This window comes from Streptomyces sp. FH025 (assembly GCF_017427025.1).
Classification (GTDB): Bacteria; Actinomycetota; Actinomycetes; order Streptomycetales; family Streptomycetaceae; genus Kitasatospora.
Window position 1 is genome coordinate 1 of the sequence record NZ_JAFLNG010000599.1, and the last position, 4,871, is coordinate 4,871.

2 protein-coding genes and 1 pseudogene are annotated in these 4,871 nt (G+C 73.0%); 2 read left to right on the plus strand and 1 reads right to left on the minus strand.

Annotated features, from left to right (window positions below):
* Positions 1–469 (minus strand): annotated as a pseudogene (locus J0670_RS30235) (S9 family peptidase); the annotation flags it as partial.
* Between the two features lie 127 nt (positions 470–596).
* Between J0670_RS30235 and J0670_RS30240 the strand changes: the two are divergent.
* Together J0670_RS30240 and J0670_RS30245 are read left to right on the plus strand one after the other, a co-directional pair.
* A complete protein-coding gene (locus tag J0670_RS30240; protein ID WP_207814889.1) occupies positions 597–1,769 on the plus strand; it encodes an aminotransferase class V-fold PLP-dependent enzyme in 1,173 nt (390 codons plus the stop codon).
* 238 nt (positions 1,770–2,007) lie between these two features.
* The coding region (locus J0670_RS30245) for an RNA helicase (RefSeq protein WP_207814893.1) at positions 2,008–4,871 on the plus strand (2,864 nt) is incomplete at its 3' end.

The window sequence follows — 4,871 nt, forward strand, 5'->3', positions numbered from 1 at the left end:
ACAGCGCGTCGTTCGCGACGTAGGCGACGCGCTCGCCGGTGGCGTCCGGTCGGGGGTCGAACGCCGGCCCGGTGGTGGGGAGTTCGGTGCTGGTGCCGGTGGCGGTGTCGGTGCGGAACAGCCGGCCGTCCAGGGTGAAGACAGCGGTGGAGAGGTCCGCGGTGGCCGCGTAGCCGCCGATCCCGGCTGCGACCAGCCGGGTGCGCTCGCGCAACCTCCGCTCGACGGTGGGCAGGTCGTCGCGATCGCCGCTGCGGCCGGGGGCGAGGGCGGCCGGATCGGCGACCAGCCACTCCTCGCCGGTGGCGGTGTCGAGCAGGTACAGGCGGTCGACCGGGTCCTCGGGACCGGTCGAGCGGAGCAGCAGCAGCCGGGTACCGTCCTCGGCGAGGGTGTACGCACGCGGGGCGCCGAAGGTGAACCGGCCGGTACGGGCGCTGAGGGCAAGGAAGGCGTCGGTGATGGTCACGGCCCGATGGTGGTCGCGCGGTGCGTACTCCGACCAGTAGTCTGCCATGTGAAATGTCACACACCATGAAGTGTCGCCATGGGGCGCGCATCATGGCGCCACGCATCATGACAGGGGAGGAACCACCGTGATCGAGGACCTGTCGACCGTCGAGCCCCCGGCCCCGCTGCCCGCCGCCGAGGGCCTGTTCGCGGTGTCGACGGACGCCGCCCACCTGAACCACGGCTCGTACGGGGCGGTGCCCCTCCCGGTGCAGCGGGTGCAGGAGCGGCTGCGCGCCGGGCACGAGCTGGACCCGGACGGCTTCTTCGGCGACCTGCCGGCCCGGATCGGCGCGGCCCGCACCCGGATCGCCGCCGAGCTGGACACCGACCCGGGCAGGCTCGCCCTGGTCTCCAACGTCACCGAGGCGGTCGCGATCGCCCTGGACAGCATCCCGTTCGCGCCGGGCGACCGGATCCTGGTCACCGACCACGGCTACGGCGTGGTCACCCGGGCCGCCGTCCGGCGGGCCGCCGAGACCGGCGCCGAGGTGGTCGTGGTCGAGGTGCCCCTGGACGCCCCGGACGAGCGGGCCGTCCGGGAGGCCGTGCTCGCCGCCGTCGACGAGCGCACCACCGTCGCCGTCCTCGACCAGATCACCTCGCCCACCGCCCGGCTGGTGGCCGGCCCGCAGCTGCTCGCCGACCTGCGCGAGCGCGGAGTGACCACCGTCGTGGACGGCGCCCACGCGCCCGGCATGCTGCCCGACCCCGCCGACCCGAACGCCGACTTCTGGTTCGGCAACCTGCACAAGTGGGCCTTCGCCCCGCGCGGCACCGGGGTGCTCGCCGTCCGGCCCGAGTGGACGGAGCGGGTGCGCCCGCTGACCTTCTCCTGGGAGCACGACAAGGGCTTCCCGTGGAACGTCGAGTGGCGCGGCACCTGCGACTACACCGGCTGGCTGGCCGCCCCGGCCGGCTTCGAGCTGCTGCGCGAACTCGGCCCCGAGGCGGTGGCCGCGCACAACGGCGCGCTCGCCGCGTACGGCGCGCGGGCGCTGGTCGAGCGGGCGGGCCTGCGGCCGCTGCCCGCGACGCCCGGGGTGTGGATGCGCGCCGTCCGGCTGCCGGCGGGCTGGGGCGAGGAGGAGCAGGACGTACGGCCGCTGATGGCCGAGGTGTGGCGGCGGCTCGGCGCCCGGATCGCCGTCCGCCCGTGGTCCGGCGGCGGGGTGCTGCGGATCAGCGCCCAGCTGTACAACCGGGCCGAGGAGTACGAGCGGCTCGCGGACGGGCTCGCGGAGCTGCTGAAGAACTAGTCCCCGGCCCCCGCCCCTCGGTGAGCAGCAGGTTCCGGTCGGCGGGCGCCCGGCGGATCCTCACCGGGCTGCCCGCGATCACTTGAAGACATTTGTCACTATGGATCTGAGAGAGAACTGACCCCGTGGCGACCCCGCGCTGCGGAAAGCGGGGCGGAAAAACGGTGCTATCGATGTCAGTCCTCCCGGGTAACCTCTCGCTGAGATGCGAGATCACACCAACCACACCCGGACGGCGATGAACACCCCCGATCCAGAGCCCCAGGACGCCCAGGCCGACCAGGAGCTCAGCCCCGCCGAGGCGTACGCGGCCAGCCGTCGCCGGGCCAAGGAGCAGGCCACCGCCCTGCACGGCTTCCAGGCGCTGTACGACTTCCCGCTGGACGACTTCCAGCTGGAGGCCTGCGAGGCGCTGGAGGCCGGCTCGGGCGTCCTGGTCGCCGCCCCCACCGGCTCCGGGAAGACCATCGTCGGCGAGTTCGCCGTGCACCTGGCCCTCCAAGCGGGCCGCAAGTGCTTCTACACCACGCCGATCAAGGCGCTGTCCAACCAGAAGTACGGCGACCTGGTCAAGCGCTACGGCGCCGCCAAGGTCGGCCTGCTCACCGGCGACAACAGCGTCAACGGCGACGCCCCCGTGGTGGTCATGACCACCGAGGTGCTGCGCAACATGCTCTACGCGGGCTCCAGCACCCTCGACGGCCTCGGCTACGTCGTGATGGACGAGGTGCACTACCTCGCCGACCGCTTCCGTGGCGCCGTCTGGGAGGAGGTCATCATCCACCTCCCCGAGTCGGTCACCCTCGTCTCGCTCTCCGCGACCGTCTCCAACGCCGAGGAGTTCGGCGACTGGCTGGACACCGTCCGCGGCGGCACCAAGGTGATCGTCTCCGAGACCCGCCCGGTCCCGCTGTGGCAGCACGTGATGGCCGGCAACCGGATGTACGACCTGTTCGCCAACCCGGACCGGGACGGCCGCCCGAAGAACAGCCTGAAGAACCCGGGCAAGGCCGTCAACCCCGAACTGGTCCGGCTCGCCCGCTCCGAACTGGACCGCAACCCGCGCGACCGCTTCGGCCGCGGCCGGGGCCGCTCGATGCCCAACGGCCGTCCCGGCCGGGTCTGGACCCCGGGCCGGGTGGACGTCATCGACCGGCTCGACGCCGAGGGCCTGCTGCCCGCGATCACCTTCATCTTCAGCCGGGCCGGCTGCGAGGCCGCCGTCCAGCAGTGCCTCAGCTCCGGCCTGCGGCTCAACAAGGACTCCGAGCGCGCCCAGGTCCGGGCCGTCGTCGAGGAGCGCTGCGCCGACATCCCCGACGAGGACCTGCACGTCCTCGGCTACTTCGAGTGGCTGGACGGGCTGGAGCGCGGCATCGCCGCCCACCACGCGGGGATGCTGCCCCGGTTCAAGGAAGTGGTCGAGGAGCTCTTCGTGAAGGGCCTGGTCAAGGCCGTCTTCGCGACCGAGACCCTGGCGCTCGGCATCAACATGCCCGCCCGCTCGGTGGTCATGGAGAAGCTGGTCAAGTGGAACGGCGAGACCCACGCCGACATCACCCCCGGCGAGTACACCCAGCTCACCGGCCGGGCCGGGCGGCGCGGCATCGACGTCGAGGGCCACGCCGTGGTGCTCTGGCAGCGCGGCCTCGACCCGGAGGCACTGGCCGGTCTGGCCGGCACCCGCACCTACCCGCTGAAGTCCTCGTTCCGGCCCTCGTACAACATGGCCGTCAACCTGGTCGGCCAGTTCGGCCGGCACCGCTCGCGCGAGCTGCTGGAGACGTCCTTCGCCCAGTTCCAGGCGGACCGCTCGGTGGTCGGCATCGCCCGCCAGGTGCAGCGCAACGAGGAGGGGCTGGACGGCTACCGCGAGTCGATGACCTGCCACCTCGGCGACTTCGACGAGTACATGGAGCTGCGCCGCAGGCTCAAGGACCGCGAGAACGAGCTGGCCCGCGAGGGCACCAGCCAGCGCCGTGCCGCCGCCATCGAGTCCATCGAGCAGCTCAAGCCGGGGGACGTCATCCACGTCCCCACCGGCAAGTTCGCCGGCCTCGCCCTGGTCCTCGACCCGGGCCTGCCGCCGGTCAACCGCTCCGGCCGGGGCGGCACGCGCCACCCCGACTTCCAGGACGGCCCGCGCCCGGTGGTGCTCACCGCCGAGCGGCAGGTCAAGCGGCTCGCGATGATCGACTTCCCGCACCCGGTCGCCGCGATCGAGCGCGTCCGCATCCCCAAGTCCTTCAACCCGCGCAGCCCGCAGTCCCGGCGCGACCTCGCCTCGGCGCTGCGCACCAAGGCCGGCCACCTGGAGCCCGAGCGGTTCCGGCGCGGCCGCGCGGCCGCCGCCGACGACCCGGAGATCACCCGGCTGCGCACCGAACTGCGCCAGCACCCCTGCCACGGCTGCTCCGACCGGGAGGACCACGCCCGCTGGGCCGAGCGCTACCACCGGCTGCACCGCGACACCGAACTGCTGGAACGCCGGATGCGCTCGCGCACCCACACCATCGCCCGCACCTTCGACCGGGTCTGCGCGCTGCTCACCGACCTCGGCTACCTGAGCGGGGACACCGTCACCGAGGACGGCAAGCGGCTCGGCCGGCTCTACGGCGAACTCGACCTGCTCGCCTCCGAGTGCATCCGCGAGGGCGTCTGGAAGGGCCTCGCCGCCGCTGAACTCGCCGCCTGCGCCTCGGCGTTGGTGTACGAGGCCCGCCAGTCCGACGACGCCGGAGCCCCCCGGGTGCCGGAGGGCGCGGCCAAGGAGGCGCTCGGCCGGATGGTCCGGATCTGGGGCCACCTGGACGCCCTGGAGGAACAGCACCGCATCAACACCGCCGAGGGCGTCGGCCAGCGCGAGCCCGACTTCGGCTTCGCCTGGGCCGCCTACCGCTGGGCGCTCGGCCACAACCTGGACCAGGTGCTGCGCGACGCCGAGATGCCGGCCGGCGACTTCGTCCGCTGGACCAAGCAACTGATCGACGTGCTCGGCCAGATCCAGGACGCGGCCGGCGAGGACGCCGAACTCCGCAAGACCGCCCGCAAGGCCGTCGACGGCCTCCGCCGCGGCATCATCGCCTACTCCTCGGTGGGCTG